This window comes from Flavobacterium sp. R1_16 (assembly GCF_057652095.1).
On sequence record NZ_JBYFCG010000004.1, the window covers coordinates 286638 to 306908 of the forward strand.

Genomic DNA, 20271 nt, shown 5'->3' on the forward strand with positions numbered 1-20271 from the left:
TTGAAGCAATCTCAAATTAAAGGCGCAAAGATACATTTTTAGTTTAAAAGTTTAAAATGGTTTGAGGTTTAAAGTTTTTTACATCTCCAACAACAAATCTAACTCGCTTTTATATTTTCCGCCCAAAAGTCTTTCATCACGCAAATAAGTAAAGTAATCGCTGTAATTTGTTGGGCTTAAAAAATTGAAAATATAATTTTGTTTAATTCCTTTTTCTTTAAGTTGTTTGTTTAGCTCGTTAAAGTGTTCAATAGCATATTTATTTTTTGCTTTATTTTCATCACTATTGTCATTGTCAGATTTAATTTCCACAACAGAAATATATTGAAAATCGTCTTTTTCTATTAAAATAAAAAAATCTGGATTAAACCAATGACTACTTGTGTGTGACCCTTTTGTGAATGAATACTCTAAAGAATAAAAACTTTGATTTTTAGACTTTAACCAACTTGTTATTTTTTGAGCATTTTCCTTTTTAACTAATTCGCTTACAAATTTTCTTTCAGGTTCACGAGAAGTAAAAACTAAATCGATAGGGCTTTTAAAAAGAAACTTATTTATACTATCTTGGAATGCAGAACGAGGCAATGACATATCTTCTTTAATTTCATTAAAAGCTATTAAAGTATCAGAAATTACAATTTCATTTTCATAATCATCAGAATAAAAAACAGTTGAATCACTTCTTAAACCCAAAACTGAAACACTTTCGTGTTCTCGATTTTGTGTTTTAATTTCTGTTATTGAGTTTGGAATTCTTGTTAAAATAATACTTTTTGGTTTTTTACGAAGCAAAGTATTAAAGGCAGAAAAAACAGCTTGTCTGTTTTTTTTACCTAAAAAATCTCCTGTCATACCAACTTTTTCCATAGAGTTTTTAATGACTTGTTCAATTACATCTTTACTAGGTAAATTCTCACTTGTATATTCTGTTTCGTTTAGTTTTAAAATGATACCTTCTAATTTTCTAATTTGAAATTCATCATAAATTTTATTGACTATTTCTGAAACTGAAAATTTTTCCTTCTCAATTTCATAAGTCATTTTATATTCCTTTTCTCCAATTTTTACAAACTTTGTATCTGTCTTATGTTCAAAAGTTTCAGCAACAAAAGTTATATAATCTTTGTAATTGAAAACTTCGGTTTCTTTTTCAATCTCAACTTCTTTTTTCTCTTTTGTATAATCCAAATTATGAAGTGTAAAATGGAAATTAGCTCTGTCGCCATCAAGAATTGGGCTGTTCTTTATTTTGGTTTCCATTTCCAAAATTTCGTCCACCAAATCCTTAATTCTCTCGCTCCATTTATCGTGGTTAAAAACTGTTACTTCTGCATTAGGATAGCCGTTTGGAATACGCAAACCTCTACCCAAAACTTGAGCAATCAAAAGTTTTGAGTTAAATGCTTTTTCTTCCATTGGTACGATTTGAAAAACGTTTTTCACGTCCCAACCTTCGGTAAGCATTGCAACAGAAATAATCCACTCAACAGGTTCTTCTTGATTATCCACATAAGGTAATTTTAAAACATTTGCTTTATGGTCGTTATCAGAAGTAACAAGTAAAACTTTTTCATTACTCAAAAATTCTTCTGAACCTTCGCCTTTTTCGTGTAAAAATTCTACTAATCTTGTTTTTAATTGTTTTGCAATTTTAATGTCTTTAGTTATTAAAATTGTCAAAGGTTTTAGATTTGAATATTTTGCTTTGTTTAATTTGTGATTTTGTAGTATTTTTTGAAACTTTTCGTTTTCATTACTATCTTCATTTTCTACAACATAATTTACACTTTTTACAAAGCGATTTTCTATTGCTGAACGCAAGGAATATCTGAAAATAACATCATTGAAATAATCATTATCAATATATGAAGTTCCTGTGAAACCTAAGATATATTTGAATTGATAAGTAGCATCTAACAAAAATTCTTTCCATTTTTTAATGCTTTTACTTTCGTTTGATGTTCCCTCCACTTTATTATAAGCGTGATGCACTTCATCATTTAATACTAAACATCTTTCTCCTTTTCCAAACGCTAAACTATCAAAAATTGACGAACCCGTTTTTGAATAAACTGCGTTGATATTTTCAATAGCAATACAACCATCTTTTATGGTTTGGTCTGCATTTATAATTGTAGGATTACCAACTTTTGCACTTGAGGGAATTGCATTTTTTAAACTTGGATTTGTAGATAGTTCTTCAAATTTTTTAGTTAATTCTCTTTCTATTGTTAAACTTGGTGGACCTAAAACCAAAACTTTATCAACAATTCCTAATCCTAATGCTATTTGTGCAATACCATACATTACAAAACTTTTTCCTGTTCCTGTAGCTAAATCTAAACACGCAGAAAGTTTATTTGGTAACTGAATTTTACTTAAATATTCTTTATCAGTTTTGTATCTTAATTGTAATTGGTCATTCGTTTTATAATTTTCTTTTACCAAATCTTCAATAGTATTGTATTTGGTTGAAATCAAATAAAGAATGGCAGTTTTAATTGCTTCTTTTTGATATTCTCTGTTTTGGCAAAGAACATCTAAAAAGCGTTCCCATTCATCTAATGGATATTTTATTGGGTCAAAATTTTTGTCGTTTACTTTTAAAACTAAATCTTGCGTATTAAAAATTTTCTTTCCTGCCATTGCTTATTTAGTTTTAATAACTTGCTTAAATTCATTTCCATAAATATCAATAAAAATGACACAGATATTATCTCCAGTATTTTGAAGTGGAATTTGAAGTGTGCTTTGCACACTTTTAATATCTTCACTAAAAATACAATCACTCATAATAAAGCCGTCTTTTTCATTGTAGTTATCGTCAATAACAACCATACTCAAACTTTCAAAGTTTTCTAATTCTTTATTAGTTTCTTCCTCTCTAAAGTTTGAAATGAATTTTTTAATTACCAATTTATTGGTTTCATAAGTTGCTTCTACTTCTGGCTGTAAACTAAAATGAAAACCAATTGCATTATCTAAATCATTGACTTTATTTTTGCTTTTTGGTTGACGAATTTTCGCAAAATCTTTTGGGTGTAATTCTTTAATGATTTGATAAGGAATTTTAAGGAAATAATAGCGAACATCATCTAACTCGTGAAAATCACTAATAAAATCTACTGCGTTAGCTGGTGCAATGATGTAAACTCTTTTTGAAACACTTTTTCCTAAAGTCTGGTGTAAATTTTCTAAAAAGAAAATATCTAAATTACTTTCTTTATTATTCCAATAATCCCAAACAATTACAGGATAACCGTCTTTTCTTTCTCCGTGAAATGCAAATCCTTTTTTAGTTTGTTTCTTTGGTGTAACTTCAAATAATTGCAACACAAACTCAATATATTTGTCTTGGTTGAGCTCTTGCATTTTTTGCAGGTTATAAATGCCTGTATTTACCGTTACAAAAGTCTTAGCAAGTTTGTTGTATTTTTGTTTAGGATTTATTAAATCTCTACTGTCTTGAATTGTTAAAAGCCGTTTTTGTTGAGTATAAAAGCTGTATTTACCAATATCACAAGTAATCCATTTTCTTCCTAATTTTTCAGCAACTGCTGCTGTTGTTCCACTACCTCCAAAAAAGTCCATAATTAAATCTTCTTGAGAAGTGCATAATTCCAAAATTCTCTGTGCTAATGTTTCAGGTTTTTGTGTTGGATAATCAATTCTTTCATTTGACATTGGATTTATTACGTGTATGTCAGTCCATAAATTTTGAACAGGTTGTCCTTGGTATTCGTCTAAATAAATTTTACGGTAAATTTTACCGCCTTTCTCTGGAAAGTATAATTTATTTTCTAAATCCCATTCTTTCATAACATCAATAGAAATAGACCATCCATTTTTGGGTGGTTTATAACCTTTATATTCGTAACATAAATTTTCTCTATAATTAGGACTAACGATTGGAGATTTTAAATAATTTCTTCCATCTGAATCAACGTTGTTAAATCTTTCTTTAAGATATTTTATTGCTTCTGGTGTTTCTTTTGTATAAAGTTGATTAATATTTAAAGTACTTGAATTTGAATAAAAAAGTATTGTATCAGTAACAACACCTAATCTATTTTGAGGATTTGCACTTCCTCCTTTGCGTTTCCAAATTATTTCGTTTCTAAAGTTATATTCTCCAAAAATTTCATCTAAAATAATTTTCAAGTAATGAACTTTTTTGTTGTCAAGATGAACAAATACAGTTCCATCATTGCTCAATAGTTCTTTTGCAATAATCAACCTTCTTCTTAATTGCTCAATAAAATCAGCATCTTTAGATTTATCTGTATATGCTTTTTGACCATTTTGCGAACTAAAATCTGACTCCGTTGCAAACGGAGGGTCAATATAAATGAGTTTTACTTTACCTTTTACTTTATTTTTTATAAGTGGGTCTTCATTTTTGTAAAGGGTTTTTAGAAATTGTAAATTATCTCCAAAAACAAGCATATTTCTCCAATCGTCTTTAAATTTTTCTCGCTCTCCGTTGTAAATTTTTTCAACTTGTAAAGGCACAGCAAAAGTTCCGTCTTGGTCAGCTAAAATATCTTCTTTACGCATTTTACCTGCATAGCGAAGTTCGTATTCTTTATGTGTAGTAGGAAAAAGTTTTTCTCTAAAATCTTCGGGAATCGTTGAGCCGTTGGCTAAACACTCTATTAAAAATTCTCGTTCTTGAATGCTTAAGTTTTTCATCTACAAATAGTGTGTAATATATTTTACAAATCTATTTATTTAAATGAATATTTGAGTATTATACGTGTAATTTTGAGTAAATAATTTCTCTATTTAGTGTAAATATTTGCACGATGCAACATAGAGGGGAAATAATAAGAAAAGCTGTCTATAATAGTGGCTATACTATTACAGAAATAGCAAAGAGCATAGGAAAAAGCAGGAAGTGGATGTATCTTATGTTTGAAAACAGCAACGTATCTCTTGATGTCATTTTGCAAATAGGCAAAATCATCCACTATGATTTTACCGAAGAAATTAAAGAGTTTTTCCCTTCTCAAAAAACCACAAATAATTTTTCATCCAGTCATGAAAAAGAGGAGATCACTCCAGAATATTGGAAAAACAAATACTTAAAACTATTAGAAGAATACAATGATTTATTGAAGAGAAAAAATGAATAAATAATTATAACAACTTCTCTTCCTCTTTTTCATAAAACTCATCCACCGAAAGATTCTTCTGCAAGCTCGCCATCACTGCCAATTCATCGCATCGCTCGTTTTGAGGATGATTGTTGTGTCCTTTTATCCATTTGAAATCAACTTGATGCTTACGGTAAATTTTAAGGAATCGTTTCCATAAATCAGGGTTTTTTTTACCTGCGAAACCTTTTTTCTCCCATCCAAAAACCCATTTCTTCTCTACCGCATCTACCACATATTTGGAATCTGAAATCACCAAAACGCTCATTTTGGGATTTTTGAGCTTTTCCAAACCCACAATTACCGCCAAAAGTTCCATTCTATTATTGGTTGTCAATCGAAAACCTTCATAAAATTCTTTCTTGTAAGGAGTTCCTACCAATTCCATAACCACTCCATAGCCACCATTTCCGGGATTCCCTTTTGCAGCGCCGTCTGTGTATATGTGGACTTGGTGAGACATAAAAAGTACGAAGTTAAAAGTACGAGGTACGAACTTAACTATTTAAGTTAGAAGTTTTTCGATTACTTCTGGAAAGTATTTGTGTTCTAAAATATGAATTTTATCTGCAATCTCATCGGCTGTAGTGCAATCTTCAATGTTTACTGATTTTTGGAAAATAATTGCTCCTTCGTCATAATTCTCATTGACATAATGAATAGTGATTCCAGTCTCTTTATCATTATTTTCTAAAACGGCTTGGTGTACTCGCATCCCGTACATACCCTTACCACCATAATTTGGCAAAAGTGCTGGATGAATATTGATTATTTTATTGGGATATGCTTGGATAATTTGCTCGGGAAACTTCCACAAAAATCCTGCTAATACAATTAAATCAGGTTGAAAAATAGTTAATTTTTCGAGAAACAATGTGCTTTGAAACTCTTCTTTGGAAAAAACAATAGTATGCACTTGGTGACGATTAGCCTTTTCTAGAACTTTGGCATCTGGCTTGTTGCAAAACACAGTAACTACTTGTGCAATAGGGCTATTCTTGAAATATAAAATAATATTTTCGGCATTGGTTCCTGCTCCAGAAGCAAATACTACTATGTTTTTCATTTACTGGCTAATTTGTATTCTACAAAAAAAAGAATAATAAACGATAATAAATAAAATTAAGCTGTCTTTGTTAAATTTTTTTTTAAATTCGTAGCTATATTTATTAACTAAACCGTTGTTTTAAAATAAAGTTTTTTATTTTTGCCAACAAATTAAATTTTAAAATTAAAGATTATGTCAGACATTGCATCAAGAGTTAAGGCGATTATCGTAGACAAATTAGGCGTTGACGAGAACGAAGTTGTAACAGAAGCAAGCTTCACAAACGATTTAGGAGCTGATTCATTAGACACTGTTGAGCTTATCATGGAGTTCGAAAAAGAATTTGACATTCAAATTCCAGACGACCAAGCAGAAAACATCGCTACTGTTGGTCAGGCTATTTCTTACATCGAAGAAGCGAAAAAATAATACTTATGCACCCGTAATTTAATTCAATTACGGGTGTTATTATTTTTACATTTTTTAATTCACTGATTGTGTTTCAATCAATATTATAATTTATTGTAATACCTGTGTCTTTTTATGATTATACATAGAAAAAAGCATAGGTATTATTTGTTTAAATTCAAAATTTAAAAACGCTTGCGTATGGAATTAAGACGGGTTGTTGTTACAGGTTTAGGTGCTCTTACTCCCATTGGGAATACTATACAGGAGTATTGGAACAGTCTAATTAATGGAGTTAGCGGAGCTGCTCCAATTACTTATTTTGATACAACACATTTCAAAACTAAATTTGCTTGTGAATTAAAAAATTTCAATGTTGAAGATTTTTTAGATCGAAAAGAAGCTCGAAAAATGGACAGATATGCACAGTATGCTATCGTTTCATCAGAAGAAGCTGTTAAAGATGCTAATTTTGATTTTGAAAAATTAAACAAAGATAGAGTTGGTGTTATCTGGGGATCAGGAATTGGTGGATTGGAAACGTTCCAACAAGAAGTTACTGATTTTGTTAATGGAAACGGTGCTCCAAAATTTAATCCTTTTTTCATCCCAAAGATGATAGCCGATATAGCAGGAGGTCATATTTCTATTAAATACGGTTTCAGAGGTCCTAATTTTACCACAGTTTCGGCTTGTGCTTCCTCTACCAATGCTATGATTGATGCATTTAACTATATACGATTAGGTCATGCTGATGTTATGGTTACTGGTGGTTCTGAAGCTGCGGTTACAATTGCTGGAATGGGCGGATTTAATGCTATGCATGCACTATCTACTAGAAATGACGATCCAAAAACGGCTTCTAGACCTATGGATAAAGACCGTGATGGTTTTGTTTTAGGTGAAGGAGCTGGAGCCTTGGTATTTGAAGAATATGAACATGCTATTGCAAGAGGTGCAACAATATATTGCGAAATAGGTGGTGGTGGAATGTCTGCAGACGCTCATCATATTACTGCTCCACATCCAGAAGGGTTGGGTGCTAAGAATGTAATGATTAACTGTTTGAGAGATGCTGGTCTAAAACCAACTGATGTAGATGGAGTAAACATGCACGGTACTTCAACACCTCTTGGCGATATTGCCGAAAGCAAAGCGATACTTCAAGTGTTTGGTGAACATGCCTATACCATGAATTTGAATTCGACAAAATCGATGACTGGACATTTGCTTGGCGCTGCTGGTGCTATAGAAACTATATCTTGTATCTTGTCAATAAAGCATGGTATTGTTCCCCCTACTATTAATCATTTTACAGATGACGAAAATATTGACCCTAAACTAAATTTCACTTTCAACAAAGCACAAAAAAGAGAAATGAAAGTAATAATGAGCAATACCTTTGGTTTTGGAGGGCACAATGCTTGTGTTTTAGTAAAAAAATTAGAATTGTAATTTTGAAACGAATTATTCAAAATATTTTTAAAAACTCCCGTTCTTCTGATAACGGGATTTTTTTTACTGAAATTGAAAAAATTTTGGGTTTCAAGCCTTTAAAAATCGAAATTTACGAAAAAGCCTTTATTCATCGTTCAACTAATAGACTGGATGAAAATGGAAATGCAATTAGCTATGAACGATTAGAATTTCTTGGTGATGCCATGTTAAGTTCAGTAATTGCGGCACATCTTTTCAATAAAGTTCCCACTGGAGATGAAGGATATTTAACAAAAATGCGTTCAAAAATTGTCAGTAGAGAACATTTGAATGAACTAGGAAGAGATTTAAATTTGATTCGATTTATCAAAAGTAAAGTTCCTTCAAATCATTTTGGAGAAAATATTCATGGTAATATTTTTGAAGCACTCATTGGAGCCATATACTTGGACAGAGGGTACCCATTTTGCGAAAAGTTTATTCAAAAAAGAGTTTTGATTCCTTATGTTGATATTCCAAAACTAGAAGGAAAAGTAATTAGTTATAAAAGCTTGGTAATTGAATGGTGTCAAAAAGAAAAAAAATCATTTCATTATGATGTGTTTGAAGATAATGGAATTGGAGGCGAACGCCTGTATGGTGTAAAACTAAGTATTGATAATAAAACAGTGGCAAAATCTAGAGCGACATCAAAAAAGAAAGCAGAAGAAATTGCCTCGAAAAGAGCCTATTTTGCGTTTCAAGAAAAAATAAATAACAAATAATTTTAAATCGCTAAAACTATAACGTTTTCGTTGCTAACTTCTTAATGAAGTTGTTTATACTTACCTAAAATATACTATTTTTACGAGATATTTTTTTAGAGAATGGCTGTACTCAAGTTACATCTTGATGAGTTTGATGAAATAGATTATGACCTTATTGCCATACATTCCGTATTGGAAGATTATAGGTTAGCGTATTTCATCAATCAAAAGTTACCCATTATTTTAAGTAAGTGTAAAGAGGATTTGAGTGTGACTGTAAAAGAAGGTGAAGCTTTTTTCTCAAAATTTACTTTCGATGATTCAAAAAATGGTTTAGTTTGGTGTTTATTACCAAACAAAAATGAAATAATTATTGAAAAAAAAAGTGTTGGACAAAATCTCTTTTTGAATACCGCTGTTGAAATAGCAACTAAAGTGTATTTGCTTCCAGAACTAAAAAAAGTAGATTATTTTTTGAAAATAAAAAATAACAAAGGCACATTTGCTATCAATCAAATAATAAAACAAATTAATTCAATAGATAGAATTACATCCGTTTATGCTGTAATTCCTGAAAAAATAAAATCAAAAAACAATTTAATTTTTTAAAAAAAATGTCGACAAACAAGAAAACGAAAATTGTAGCCACACTTGGACCTGCTTGTAGCACTCGTGAAACCATAAAAAAAATGGTAGATGCAGGTGTAAATGTCTTTAGAATAAATTTTTCTCATGCAGATTATGCTGATGTTAGAGAAAGAATTAACATTATTCGTAGTCTTAATGAAGAATTTGGATACACTACAGCAATTCTTGCTGATTTACAAGGCCCTAAACTACGAGTAGGAGTTATGGAAGAAGGTGTTGTCGTGAGTGATGGTGACTTAATTACATTCACAACCGCAGAAGACATTATAGGAACGGCAAAAAAAGTCTTCATGAAATATAAAAATTTTCCCAACGATGTTAATCCTGGCGAAAGGATTCTTCTTGATGACGGAAAATTAATCTTTGAAATTGTTGAAACAGACAAAAAAACTGAAGTGCTTGCAAAAGTGATTCAAGGTGGTGAATTAAAATCTAAAAAAGGGGTAAACCTACCAAACACTAAGATTTCACTTCCTGCAATGACAGAGAAAGATGTTGCAGATGCTCTTTTTGCAATTGAACAAAAAGTCGACTGGATTGCACTTTCTTTTGTAAAAACTCCAAGAGATCTTCAAGACTTACAAGAATTAATTGCGAAACACTCCGAATATAAAATTCCAATAGTTGCTAAAATTGAGATGCCCGAAGCATTAGAAAACATTGATAGAATTGTTGCTTATTGCGATGCACTGATGGTAGCTCGTGGAGATTTAGGGGTTGAACTACCTGCTCATGAAGTACCACTTGTACAAAAAGAATTGATTCGCAGAGCAAAAACGGCTAGAATACCTGTTATTGTAGCTACCCAAATGATGGAAACAATGATTTCAAGCTTAACTCCAACTCGAGCTGAGGTAAATGATGTCGCCAACTCTGTAATGGATGGAGCTGATGCGGTAATGCTATCTGGCGAAACGGCAACAGGTAATTATCCTGTTCAGGTAATTGAGAAAATGACACAAATCATCGAGGCTGTAGAAGACTCTCCACTCATACAAGTGCCTCAAAACACACCTCAAGTACGAACAAACCGATTTATTACAAAAACTATTTGTCACCACGCTGCAACAATGGCGAATGTAATTAAAGCTAAAGCAATCTGTACATTAACAAATAGCGGTTATACTGCTTTTCAAATTTCGGCTTGGAGACCTTCGGCACATATTTTAGTTTTTACTTCAAATAAAAGAATTCTTACCCAGCTTAATTTATTGTGGGGAGTAAAATCGTTTTACTATGCTAAAAATGTAAGCACAGACGATACGGTTACCGATGTGAATGAAATAGCTAGAAAAAAAGGATTCGTTAAAAAAGGTGATTTCCTTATTAACCTAGCAGCTATGCCAATCACCGACAAAGGAATGGTAAACACCTTAAGGGTTTCGGAAATAGAAAAATAATATCAATATACTTATTTCTTGGTCCGTTTCGATACAATTGAAACGGACTTTTTTTTGAATTTTATGAATTATTAAACATTCTTCTAAAAAATAAAATTTACTTTTGATAAAATAAAATGTAAAAACGATGAGTTCAGATTCAAAAAACCCATTTTTAAACAATAAAATTTTTAGTTCTACAAAACTTTCAAATAAAGATGAAGTTCACGAGGCTACTATAATAGACTACAATAACGAAATGTCGTTGTCGGGTACTATTAACAAAAGTTTTATTTTGTTTCTTTTACTTAGTGCCTCGTCAATGGTAATTTGGTGGCTTACTTTTAATGGTATGAATCCACTATTACCAGCTATTGGTGGAGCGATTATAGGATTTGTTTTAGTTCTAATTTCAGTATTTAAACCCGAGTACTCTGGCTATTTAGCTCCAGGCTATGCCTTATTTGAGGGCTTATTTATAGGCGGAATTTCAGCTATATTTGAAATCAAATATCCAGGAATAGTAATTCAAGCAGTTGGCGCCACTTTAGTAACATTTGTAGTTTGTTTAGGATTGTACAAATACAAAATAGTTAAGGTGACAGAACAATTTAAGTCAGTAGTTATAGCGGCAACATTAGCAATTGCTACTTATTACTTGGTTTCTTGGTTATTTTCTATGTTCACTAGTTTTGTTCCTGTTCACTACGGAAGCTCACTAATGAGTATTGGAATCAGTGTTTTCGTAATAATAATCGCTGCTTTAAATCTTTTTCTAGATTTTGATCAAATTGAAAAAGGAGTAGAAAGAAGACTTCCAAAATATATGGAATGGTATGGCGCCATGGGGTTGATGATTACCTTAGTTTGGTTGTATATTGAATTTCTTAGGTTATTATCTAAATTGTCGGATAGAAAATAAATAATAAAAATATATAAAAAAACAAAGGCTGCAAATAATACTGCAGCCTTTGTTTTTGATAATAACCTTCGATTTACAAGTCGAATTTAATTCCTTGTGCTAATGGTAAATTTGTAGTATAATTGATGGTATTCGTTTGTCTTCTCATATAAATTTTCCAAGCGTCAGAACCAGATTCGCGACCTCCTCCTGTTTCCTTTTCTCCACCAAAAGCACCACCTATTTCTGCTCCAGAGGTTCCTATATTTACATTGGCTATTCCGCAATCAGAACCTGAAACGGATAAAAACAATTCTGCTTCTCTCAAATTATTGGTCATTATTGCAGATGATAGTCCTTGTGCAACACCATTTTGTATTTCAATGGCATTTTCAATAGTACCCGAATATTTTAATAAATACAATATTGGAGCAAACGTTTCATGCTGAACAATTTCAAACGAATTATCTGCTTCAGTTATGGCTGGTTTAACATAACAACCACTTTCATATCCTGAACCAGAAAGAACCCCACCTTCAACAAGGATTTTTCCACCTTCATCAACTACTTTTGAAAGTGCATTGGTGTACATCTCTACGGCATGTTTATCTATTAATGGCCCAACATGATTTTTTTGATCTAATGGATTCCCTATTTTAAGTTGTCCGTAAGCTGATACGATTGCATCTTTGACTTTATCGTAAATACTTTCGTGAATAATTAATCGTCGGGTTGAAGTACAACGCTGACCCGCAGTCCCAACCGCTCCAAAAACAGCTCCTATTACGGTCATTTTGATATCGGCGTCGGGAGTAACGATGATAGCATTGTTGCCTCCTAATTCTAATAATGATTTTCCTAAACGTCCTGCTACGGTTTGTGCTACAATTTTGCCCATTCTAGTTGAACCTGTTGCTGATACTAGGGGTATTCTTGTGTCTTTAGACATTAACTCTCCCACTTTGTAATCTCCGTTAATTAAACAAGAAATTCCCTCAGGCAAATTATTTTCTTTGATTACTTGAGCAATAATGTTTTGACATGCAATTCCGCAAAGTGGTGTTTTTTCAGATGGTTTCCAAACACATACATCTCCTGAAATCCATGCTAAAGCCGTGTTCCATGACCAAACTGCAACAGGAAAATTAAACGCTGAAATAATACCAACAATTCCTAAAGGATGATATTGTTCATACATTCTATGACCTGGACGCTCTGAATGCATCGTCAATCCGTGCAATTGTCGAGATAAACCAACTGCAAAATCACAAATGTCTATCATTTCCTGCACTTCACCATATCCCTCTTGCAATGACTTACCCATTTCGTAAGAAACTAATTTTCCTAATGCTTCCTTATTTTTACGCAATTTTTCTCCAAACTGTCGCACAATTTCACCTCGCTGTGGTGCGGGCATGAGTCGAAACACTTTAAAAGCTTCTGTCGCTGTTTGCATTACTTTTTCGTAATCTTCTTGAGTAGATGTTTTTACCGAAGCAATACGTTGACCATCAACAGGTGAGAAACTTTCAAGAATTTCACCATTAGAAAAATAATTTTGTCCTGTTGATGTGCCCTCATTTATATTTTTGATACCTAATTGTTGAAGTGCCTCGGTCATTCCAAATTGTTGAGCTATTGTTGTCATTATAACTTTTTGATTAGTATTTGTTGTATTTTTCACAAAGCTAGCAATTTTAATTGAATTCAAAATTGCTTTTCTTTAATAAGACAACAAACATTATTTTGTCATCCATACAATTGATAGGATAATTTTGAGCATTGTATTGAAATATATTCATTTTAGGTCAAAAAAAAGGTTGATTAAATCAACCTTTCATCTCTATTTTTGTTCCTTTATCAAATAAACATAAACTGGGAAGTGATCGCTAAATCCTATTTCATTAGCTGAATGTCTCAAAGGATATCCCTTGTATTGACCTGTAGTTTGAATCATGTAAGGTTTGTTGTAAATTCCAGCTTTCCAATATTGAAAAGTACTATAATCATTTTTTATCAATGTTTCTGAAACCATAATTTGGTCAAAAATATCGCCTGCATCACGGTGAAACAATGTACTCTCTCCATTTTTGGCCATTTGTTCAAATGGATTATATACACCAAATTCTTTAACTTCTGTTTTCTTTAATTTAGCGCCTATTCCCTCTTTCACACTTTTATTATAGGTTCCATCATTCAAATCTCCCATTGTGATGATTTTAGCATTTGGATTAACTTTATAAATAGAATCCATAATTTTTCTGTTTAGCTTCCCAGCAGCTTCCCGAAATGGACTGCTTTTTTTCTCGCCTCCTGATCGAGAGGGCCAGTGGTTTACCATTACATTAACTTCTTCTCCATCCAAAAAACCTGTTACAAGGAGTATATCTCTGGTATAAACTCTTTCACCAGCATTAACCGTAATTTTATCAGAATCTGCTTTGTCTTCTGCGGTTTCATCACTGCTTTTTGACTTTACCACTTTGTTATCTTTATATATTAATAAAGGAATATTCACATAACTTGTAGGTTTGAAATGCTTTTTTTGATATAAAAGGGCAACGTCAATTCCTCTTTTATCAGGTGAATCAAAATGTACAATACCATAATCCCATGGCGCTAACTTGGGCTGTTTTACTAAATCTTCTAAAACACCTCTATTTTCTATTTCAGCACCACCTATTATTGTAGGAGGATTGTGGTTCATTTCGTTTGTGCCTATTTCAGACAAAACACGAGAAAGATTCTCTAATTTTTTATGGTACTTTTTTGATGTCCAGTTTTGAGCTCCACTTGGCAACCACTCTTCATCATTATTTGGATTATTGATAGTATCGAATAAGTTTTCGAAATTGTAGAAAGCAACTGTATGCAAAACAAATTTCTTTTGTTGTGAATTAGCATTCCAAACTGCTAAAAATAGAAATAATAAAGTAATGTTTTTTTTAATTTTCATGGATGTTATAATTAATTTAATATCAAATTTAAGATAAACTTATGAGCAAAAGTATATAATATTAATTAATAATGTATCTTTGCTTCCCTTAATAAATGATTATTCTTTAAAAAAAAGTCGATTTAACTAAATTTAATTTATGAAAAAACTTGTTATTAGTACATTATTTGTAATGCAAGTGTGTTTTGTTTTCGCTCAAACTGCCACAGGAATTTCTGGAAAAGTGGTTGACTCTAAAACTCAAAAACCATTACAAAACGTTGTTGCCACAATTCTGAATTCTACTTTAATGCAAACTACGGATGCAACTGGAAGATTTTCTTTTGATTCTGTTGAGGCAGGAAAACAATTATTACAGATTAGAACTCAAGGCTACAAAGATCAATTGATACAAATTGATGTTGTGGCTGGAAAAATATTAGATGTTGGACTCGTTGTCCTTGAAGAAGACCAAACACAAGAACAACAGTTGAGTTTAATTACCATCACAGAAAATGATCTAGGTGATGATAATAGTGGCTCAGAAAGTACTGCAGGTTTGCTTCAAGCGAGCAGAGATGTGTTTCAACAATCGGCTGCTTTCAACTGGGGGCAAGCCCGTTTCAGAATAAGAGGTTTAGACAATGAATATGGAACTACCATGATAAATGGGATTTCGATGAATAAGATATACGATGGGAGACCTCAATGGGGTAACTGGGGAGGTTTAAATGATGCTACTCGTAATCAGGAATTCACTTCTGGATCAGCGCCTTCTGACTATACATTTGGAGGAATTCTTGGAACACAGGAAATAAACACCAGAGCCTCTATATATAGAAGAGGAGCAAGAATTTCTTTCTCAGGAACTAATACCAATTACAGCTGGAGATCAATGGGTACTTATGCATCAGGTATGAATACTGATGGATGGGCATTTGTTGTATCTGCATCAAGACGTTGGGCTAAAGAAGGTTATTTTGAAGGAACTGACTATAGCGCTAATTCATTATTTGCAAGTGTTGAAAAGAAATTTAACGATAAACACTCCCTTAATTTCACCTCTATTTATGCCCAAAACAGTAGAGGAAAAACATCGCCAAATTCTAATGAAGTTAATGATTTAAAAGGATTCAAATATAACTCCTACTGGGGATGGCAAGATGGCAAGAAGAGAAACTCTAGAGATAAAAATATTGAGGAACCTATTAATATGTTGAGCCATTATTGGAAAATTACCGATAGAACTAATTTAAATACTAATATCGCCTACCAAACAGGTTCTATCGGTAATAGTAGAATCGATAATCAATTAGCTAACAATCCAGATCCTACTTACTATAAATATTTACCTAGTTATTTTAAAAACGACCCAACCTATTTTGAACCTGTTTTAGATAATGAAGGAAACCAAACTATAGATGCTAATGGAAATCCTGTTTACAGTAATCCAAGAGCTAATAAGGCTGAGTCAGATTTCTTGAAAGATGGTCAAATTGATTGGAACAGAATATACTACACCAATGTAGTTGTAAACAAAGGAGAAAAAAGTGCTTATGTGCTTTATGAAGACCGAACTGATGATAAATTATGGAGTGCAAACTCTATCCTTAATTCTTCAATAGCAGACAATATCGTTCTGAATGCAGGTGTGAATTTTAAAAAATTAAAATCCAGAAACTTTCAAAGATTGACAGATTTATTAGGTGGAAGCTATTTTCTAGATATAGATCCTTTTTATAGTGGATCTTTATCGCAGTCTGATTTAAACAATCCAAATAGAACTGTTGTAAAGGGTGATGATTATGGCTACAACTATTATTTAAATGCTATCACTTTTGATGGCTTTACACAATTTAAGTTTACTTACAAAAAAGTCGATTTTTATCTTGCACAAAGTTTTTCAAGATCTGAATATCAAAGAGAAGGTTTGTATAGAAACGGAATCTATACAAGTAATTCTTATGGGAAAAGCAAAAGTGTTATTTTTGAAAACTTTGGTTTTAAAGGAGGTTTAACTTATAAAATCACTGGACGTCAAATGTTAGACTTTAATGGAGTCTATATGACCAAAGCCCCCACTTTGAGAAATGTTTTTTCAAATGCTAGACTTAATAACAATCTTACTCCAAACTTGACAAGTGAATCGATAATGAGTGCGGATGCAAGTTACATAATTAAAACTCCTAAATTTAAAAGTAGATTAACCGGGTATTATAGTAAAATAATGAACTCAACTGAAGTAGCTTTTTTCTATGGGGAAAGTCTTTTCGATGATAATGCAGTTGGATCTGGAAATGAAGATTCCTTTGTTAGTGAAATCGTAACTGGTATTAACAAAAAACACATGGGACTAGAATTTGGATTTGAATACCAAGTTACCTCTACCATAAAAGCAACAGGTACCGCAGCTTATGGACAGTATACTTTTGACAACAACCCAAATTTATATGTAAATGATGATGCACAAGCTAGTGCGACCAATACTAACCCTATTACTGATTTTGGTAAAACTTACCTGAAAAACTATCGTATATCAGGAATGCCTCAACAAGCTTTTTCTGTAGGCTTGGAATACAGAGACCCAAAATTTTGGTGGATTGGTGCTAACGCTAATTATTTAGCTGACAGCTACATTGATGTTTCTAACATTTTAAGAACAAATAATTTTACTATAGACAAAGACTCTCCAACAGGAGCTACAATAAAAGGGTTAACTGAAGAAACTGTTAGAAAAGCCTTAAAACAAGAAAAATTTGACCCTATTACTCTTGTAAATTTAGTAGGAGGGAAATCTTGGAAAATTAAAAATGACACCTTTGGATTCTTTGCTTCGATTAACAATGTTTTTGATGTAACATACAAAACAGGCGGATTTGAACAATCAAGAAAAGCTAATTATGCTGATTATCAATCAGATAACGCTAATGGAACACCTTCATTTGGACCAAAATATTTCTACGGATATGGCAGAACCTATTTTGTTAATCTCTATATTAATTTCTAAAATAAAACATTATGAAAAACATATTTAAAATAATATTCTTTATATCTCTTTTATCAACTGCTTTAACGAGTTGTGTTGGCGATGAGGATACTGAAATTCCATATTTAGACCCAATACCTCCTACAGATCCAAATATCTTTTTTCAAGAAACATTTGAAACTAATTTTTCTAAATGGGTAGCTTTTAGTAAAACAGGATCTCAAGTTTGGACATTAGACCCAAAAAATGGAAATCCAGACGAATGTGCTAAAATATCTGGTTTCGTTAGTGGTGCTAGCAATGCCAATGTAGACTGGCTAATCTCACCTGCTCAAGATTTATCTGGTTTAAGTGTCGCTAAATTATCTTTTGACAATTCTTATAAATTTACAGGAAACCCTATTGAAGTATATGTTTCTAATAATTATAAAGGAACTGGAGACCCTGAGGCAACTGGAGTTACTTGGAAAAAAATAAACGATGTTTTGCTTTCTGATGGTAATTTTGTTTACAAAAATTCAGGAGATATAGATATTTCAGATTTTACAGGAGCAGGTAACACCAAAGTATATATTGCGTTCAAATATACTTCAACTTCTTCTGCTTCTTCAACATGGGAGATTGATAATGTTAAAATAACCAAGAAATAGGATATGTTTCTTAAAAATTATAAAATTATGAAAAACTTAAAAATAATAATAATTTGTACTTTTCTAGCTGCTTTGTCTAGTTGTACAAATCCAGATTCTTATAGAACTCCTGATTTTAATGGCATTTGTAACGATTTAACGCCTACAAAAACCGTCGAGGACATAACATCTTCTTCAACTGCTACTCCACAAAAATATACTGAAGATGATGTTATTGAAGCCTATGTAACTTCAAGTGATGAAGGAGGTAATTTTTACAAATCGATTTCCTTCATTTCGACAGATGGAAATCTTGGATTTAGTATGCCAATTGATGATTACAATTTGTACACTAAATTCGAACCAGGTAGAAAAGTGTATGTTAACATGAAAGACCGTTACTTTTTTAAACAATATGGTTCAACGGTAATTGGTTCTTTTTATAACGGTGGAACTCCTGATTTAGGGTCTGCTGCAGATAATAGTGTTGGCAGAATTTCTGGTATAGAATATAAAGATGTAATTATCCCTTCATGTGCAACAAAAGTTAATGAATCAGATATTATTAAAAAACTTTCTATTAAAGATGCAAAAAACGACAAATACCTAAACATGTTAATCGAATTTGATGGTGTTCAATTTGAAGATGCATTTTTAGGAAAAAATTATTTTGACCCTGACAATCAAATAGGAGGTGCTACTAATAACTCAATTATAGATGCTAGTGGTAGCTCCGTAATACTCAGAGTAAGTCAATATGCTACATTTGCGTCAGATTCAATCCCTAGTAAAAGAGGAAAGATTATAGGTGTAATGACCAAATTTTGTTCAAGTCGTTGCGATTATCAATTCATGATTAGAACTATTAATGATGTCCAATTAACTGAAGAAAGAGTTTCTATAACTTCCCCTCTAGGAGGAACAGATATTCAATTTAATGGAACTCTTTCTGAATCTTTTACAGCATTTAATGTTGGTGATAAAGTTTTTCCAAAGTATGTAAATGATTTCACAATTGGCAATAGATATTGGGCAATTAAACAATTCCCAACTGGAACTGGAAATAAATATATAGAAATGAGTTCTTTTAACGGTGCAGGAAAGGATGGTGTTCCATCTAAATCATATTTCTTTGTCCCTGTTGATTTTACCTCAGCTAATTCTTTTACGTTTAAAAAAGAAATTAGATTCAATAAAGGCGAAGCATTAAAAGTATACTATGTAAAATCCTCTGATTATAGTGCAAGCGGACCTATCAAATTAAGTACATTTGTAAATATTACCTCTGCTTTTAGTATTGTTTATCCAGCCATAGATTCTTCAGACAATTCGTTTACATCTGCGGGAATTTACAATATTCCTTCATCATTAACAGGAACTGGTTTTTTTGTGTTTGAATATACAGGTACCGCAACAGTTACTACAACAATTCAAATTGATGATATTACAGTAAATTAAACCTTTATTGTACAATATAAAAGAGTCTTAAAATAAAAATGGTTGGAATTTTCTTCCAACCATTTTTTTATTCTAAAAATTAACTAAATGAGTATTTTTTGCCTAGTAGAAATAGGAAAATCTCAAATCCTGTTGTGAGTGCTATTTTTATGACTGTATATCAACTTTTATAGCTTTTCTGTATTTCTTTACATAACTAAACAATTAACGTCATATAATCTCCTTGTGTTTCTTCTTTGCTAAGAAAGAATGTTCCGATACATTTTATTTTTTTTATGTAATTAAAGAATACTAAATAAACCTAGGCAATACTTATTCTACTTTTATACTTAACCAAAACATTTACTCGTTAGAATTTTCTTCGAAAATTACAAGTCAAAAATTGTTTAACACTATCGTTATTAAACAAAAAACGAGTCATTATGACTCGTTTTTTATTCTACTATAATAAATCTATCTTCTCTACTTCACAATCAAGAATTCAGATCTTCTATTCTGAGCGTGTTGTTCCTCGGAGCAGTTGTTTTTACAATCTAC

The 20271-nt window shown here is 31.8% G+C and carries 16 protein-coding genes; 10 read left to right on the forward strand and 6 right to left on the reverse strand.

The window, feature by feature from the left end:
* Positions 1-78 precede the first annotated feature (78 nt).
* Positions 79-2649 carry a DEAD/DEAH box helicase gene (locus AC23L6_RS09070; RefSeq protein ID WP_487561847.1) on the reverse strand — a complete coding sequence of 857 codons (2571 nt, stop codon included), beginning with the start codon at positions 2647-2649 and terminating at the stop codon, positions 79-81.
* Positions 2650-2652: 3 nt separating this feature from the next.
* The gene (locus AC23L6_RS09075) at positions 2653-4695 is read right to left on the reverse strand and encodes a site-specific DNA-methyltransferase (RefSeq protein ID WP_487561848.1); all 2043 of its coding nucleotides are present in this window, start codon (positions 4693-4695) and stop codon (positions 2653-2655) included.
* 113 nt (positions 4696-4808) lie between these two features.
* Between AC23L6_RS09075 and AC23L6_RS09080 the strand changes: the two genes are divergently transcribed.
* Entirely contained in the window at positions 4809-5138 is a 330-nt protein-coding gene (locus AC23L6_RS09080; RefSeq protein WP_487561849.1) for a hypothetical protein, read from the forward strand.
* Positions 5139-5142: 4 nt separating this feature from the next.
* Here AC23L6_RS09080 and rnhA read toward each other — a convergent pair whose 3' ends face one another.
* Both rnhA and purN read right to left on the reverse strand, forming a co-directional pair.
* A complete protein-coding gene (rnhA, locus tag AC23L6_RS09085; RefSeq protein WP_487561850.1) occupies positions 5143-5622 on the reverse strand; it encodes a ribonuclease HI in 480 nt (159 codons plus the stop codon).
* A gap of 42 nt (positions 5623-5664) precedes the next feature.
* Positions 5665-6225, reverse strand: coding sequence for a phosphoribosylglycinamide formyltransferase (purN, locus tag AC23L6_RS09090; protein ID WP_487561851.1), 561 nt, complete (start codon positions 6223-6225; stop codon positions 5665-5667).
* Positions 6226-6399: 174 nt separating this feature from the next.
* On the opposite strand from purN, the gene AC23L6_RS09095 reads away from it, so the two are divergent.
* From AC23L6_RS09095 to AC23L6_RS09120, 6 genes are all read left to right on the forward strand, one after another.
* Positions 6400-6636: an acyl carrier protein gene (locus tag AC23L6_RS09095; protein ID WP_007137004.1), complete on the forward strand. Its 237-nt coding sequence runs from the start codon at positions 6400-6402 to the stop codon at positions 6634-6636.
* Between the two features lie 180 nt (positions 6637-6816).
* Positions 6817-8070 (forward strand): beta-ketoacyl-ACP synthase II, encoded by a 1254-nt coding sequence (fabF, locus tag AC23L6_RS09100; RefSeq protein ID WP_487561852.1) that lies wholly within the window; start codon positions 6817-6819, stop codon positions 8068-8070.
* A gap of 2 nt (positions 8071-8072) precedes the next feature.
* The gene (gene rnc / locus AC23L6_RS09105) at positions 8073-8816 is read left to right on the forward strand and encodes a ribonuclease III (protein ID WP_487561853.1); all 744 of its coding nucleotides are present in this window, start codon (positions 8073-8075) and stop codon (positions 8814-8816) included.
* A 102-nt stretch (positions 8817-8918) separates the two neighbouring features.
* Positions 8919-9407 carry an IPExxxVDY family protein gene (locus tag AC23L6_RS09110; protein WP_487561854.1) on the forward strand — a complete coding sequence of 163 codons (489 nt, stop codon included), beginning with the start codon at positions 8919-8921 and terminating at the stop codon, positions 9405-9407.
* A gap of 5 nt (positions 9408-9412) precedes the next feature.
* The gene (pyk, locus tag AC23L6_RS09115; RefSeq protein WP_487561855.1) at positions 9413-10846 is read left to right on the forward strand and encodes a pyruvate kinase; all 1434 of its coding nucleotides are present in this window, start codon (positions 9413-9415) and stop codon (positions 10844-10846) included.
* 127 nt (positions 10847-10973) lie between these two features.
* Positions 10974-11747 (forward strand): Bax inhibitor-1/YccA family protein, encoded by a 774-nt coding sequence (locus AC23L6_RS09120; RefSeq protein ID WP_487561856.1) that lies wholly within the window; start codon positions 10974-10976, stop codon positions 11745-11747.
* A 73-nt stretch (positions 11748-11820) separates the two neighbouring features.
* Here AC23L6_RS09120 and amaB read toward each other — a convergent pair whose 3' ends face one another.
* Both amaB and AC23L6_RS09130 read right to left on the reverse strand, forming a co-directional pair.
* Complete coding sequence (gene amaB, locus AC23L6_RS09125) at positions 11821-13374, reverse strand: L-piperidine-6-carboxylate dehydrogenase (RefSeq protein WP_487561857.1); 1554 nt, start codon at positions 13372-13374, stop codon at positions 11821-11823.
* A 195-nt stretch (positions 13375-13569) separates the two neighbouring features.
* Complete coding sequence (locus AC23L6_RS09130; RefSeq protein ID WP_487561858.1) at positions 13570-14682, reverse strand: endonuclease/exonuclease/phosphatase family protein; 1113 nt, start codon at positions 14680-14682, stop codon at positions 13570-13572.
* 139 nt (positions 14683-14821) lie between these two features.
* Between AC23L6_RS09130 and AC23L6_RS09135 the strand changes: the two genes are divergently transcribed.
* From AC23L6_RS09135 to AC23L6_RS09145, 3 genes are read left to right on the forward strand one after another with little or no spacing between them, the layout of a single operon-like run.
* Positions 14822-17668 (forward strand): carboxypeptidase-like regulatory domain-containing protein, encoded by a 2847-nt coding sequence (locus tag AC23L6_RS09135; RefSeq protein WP_487561859.1) that lies wholly within the window; start codon positions 14822-14824, stop codon positions 17666-17668.
* 11 nt (positions 17669-17679) lie between these two features.
* Positions 17680-18297: a choice-of-anchor J domain-containing protein gene (locus tag AC23L6_RS09140; RefSeq protein WP_487561860.1), complete on the forward strand. Its 618-nt coding sequence runs from the start codon at positions 17680-17682 to the stop codon at positions 18295-18297.
* A gap of 27 nt (positions 18298-18324) precedes the next feature.
* Entirely contained in the window at positions 18325-19734 is a 1410-nt protein-coding gene (locus tag AC23L6_RS09145) for a DUF5689 domain-containing protein (RefSeq protein WP_487561861.1), read from the forward strand.
* The last annotated feature ends 537 nt before the right edge of the window (positions 19735-20271 follow it).

Coding starts and splice junctions, on each gene's coding strand:
- AC23L6_RS09080 (WP_487561849.1), top strand. CDS start 4,809: ATGCAACATAGAGGGGAAATAATAAGAAAAGCTGTCTATAATAGTGGC.
- AC23L6_RS09130 (WP_487561858.1), bottom strand. CDS start 14,682: ATGAAAATTAAAAAAAACATTACTTTATTATTTCTATTTTTAGCAGTT.
- AC23L6_RS09070 (WP_487561847.1), bottom strand. CDS start 2,649: ATGGCAGGAAAGAAAATTTTTAATACGCAAGATTTAGTTTTAAAAGTA.
- rnhA (WP_487561850.1), bottom strand. CDS start 5,622: ATGTCTCACCAAGTCCACATATACACAGACGGCGCTGCAAAAGGGAAT.
- AC23L6_RS09075 (WP_487561848.1), bottom strand. CDS start 4,695: ATGAAAAACTTAAGCATTCAAGAACGAGAATTTTTAATAGAGTGTTTA.
- AC23L6_RS09135 (WP_487561859.1), top strand. CDS start 14,822: ATGAAAAAACTTGTTATTAGTACATTATTTGTAATGCAAGTGTGTTTT.
- AC23L6_RS09140 (WP_487561860.1), top strand. CDS start 17,680: ATGAAAAACATATTTAAAATAATATTCTTTATATCTCTTTTATCAACT.
- amaB (WP_487561857.1), bottom strand. CDS start 13,374: ATGACAACAATAGCTCAACAATTTGGAATGACCGAGGCACTTCAACAA.
- AC23L6_RS09145 (WP_487561861.1), top strand. CDS start 18,325: ATGAAAAACTTAAAAATAATAATAATTTGTACTTTTCTAGCTGCTTTG.
- pyk (WP_487561855.1), top strand. CDS start 9,413: ATGTCGACAAACAAGAAAACGAAAATTGTAGCCACACTTGGACCTGCT.
- AC23L6_RS09120 (WP_487561856.1), top strand. CDS start 10,974: ATGAGTTCAGATTCAAAAAACCCATTTTTAAACAATAAAATTTTTAGT.
- purN (WP_487561851.1), bottom strand. CDS start 6,225: ATGAAAAACATAGTAGTATTTGCTTCTGGAGCAGGAACCAATGCCGAA.
- fabF (WP_487561852.1), top strand. CDS start 6,817: ATGGAATTAAGACGGGTTGTTGTTACAGGTTTAGGTGCTCTTACTCCC.
- AC23L6_RS09110 (WP_487561854.1), top strand. CDS start 8,919: ATGGCTGTACTCAAGTTACATCTTGATGAGTTTGATGAAATAGATTAT.
- AC23L6_RS09095 (WP_007137004.1), top strand. CDS start 6,400: ATGTCAGACATTGCATCAAGAGTTAAGGCGATTATCGTAGACAAATTA.